At 71.5% G+C, this 1,282-nt stretch carries 1 protein-coding gene; it reads left to right on the top strand.

The window, feature by feature from the left end; translation table 11 throughout:
• Positions 1-1,282, top strand: a 1,282-nt coding sequence (locus GH736_RS23090) for a D-alanyl-D-alanine carboxypeptidase/D-alanyl-D-alanine-endopeptidase (protein WP_159607370.1), incomplete at both ends; no start/stop codon positions are given.

Below are 1,282 nucleotides of genomic sequence, written 5' to 3'. Positions count from 1 at the left end.
CTCGTTGGCCGATCGCGCGGCCGACGGACGCCTCGCCGCCCTCCAGGCGCAGGTCGTGAACGCCGCCACCGGCGAGGTGCTCTACGACCGCGGCGGCACCACCCCGTCGCGCACCGCCAGCGTCATGAAGGTGCTGACGTCGGCCGCGGCGCTGTCGGTGCTCGGACCCGACCACCGGGCGACGACGACCGTGGTCAAGGGGTCCGAACCGGGGTCGGCGGTGCTCGTGGGCGGCGGCGACGTGACCCTCTCACGTACCCCGAGCGGCACCGACACCGTGTATCCGGGCGCCGCGCACCTCGACGACCTCGCCGCCCAGGTGCGCGCGGCGTGGGACGCCGACCCGTCGAACCCGCCGCTCACGAAGCTGGTGCTCGACGCGAGCCTCTTCGGCGGCGACGAGTGGGAGCCCAGTTGGGACCTCGTCGAGCGCGAGGACGGCTACATGTCGAACATCACGGCGCTGCAGGTCGACGGCGACCGCGACGACCCGGGCGCGAACACCTCATGGCGCAGCCCCGACCCCATCGGTCGCGCGGGTGACGCGTTCGCGTCGGAGCTCGGCGGCATCTCGGTGATCGAGCGCGGCACCGCGCCCGCCGGGGCGACGCAGCTCGGCGCCGTCTCCTCGCCGACGGTCGCCCAGCTCATCGACAAGGCGCTCGTCGTCTCCGACAACACGGTCGCCGAGATGCTGGCGCGGCTGGTCGCGATCAAGGCAGGCACGGGCAACACGTTCGGCGCGATCAACGCGGGTGTGCTGCAGGGGCTGGCGCCCTACGGAATCGACACGACCGGCATCACCGTGGTCGACGGGTCGGGCCTCAGCGACAACAACGCCGTGCCGCCGTCGTACCTCACGCGGCTGTTCGTGAAGATCAACGCGCGCGAGGGCGACCTCGGCGTCATCATGGACGGCCTACCCGTGTCGGGCGAGCGCGGATCGCTGTCGTACAGCGACCGGTTCTCGGGCGACAACGCCGTCGCCGACGGAGCGGTCTCGGCGAAGACGGGATGGATCGAGAGCGGTTACACGCTGTCGGGCGTCGTGCGGGCGCAGGACGGCTCGACGCTCACGTTCGCGATCTACGCACTCGGCGACGTGTCGGACGACACGAAGCAGGCCATCGACACCCTGACGACCGGCTTCTTCCTCTGCGGCTGGTCGGCGACGCCCTCGCCCACGAGGAACGCCAGGAAGACGACCGAAAGCACGAGGTCCCAGACCCCGAGCGGGGAGCCGCCCGACTCGAACACCGTGAACGCCGGAAGGCAGAAGAGC

It is taken from the genome of Agromyces humi (assembly GCF_009720255.1).
Lineage (GTDB): Bacteria > Actinomycetota > Actinomycetes > Actinomycetales > Microbacteriaceae > Agromyces > Agromyces humi.
The sequence above is the reverse complement of the archived record's forward strand: the minus strand, read 5'-3'. Positions and strand labels throughout refer to the sequence as shown.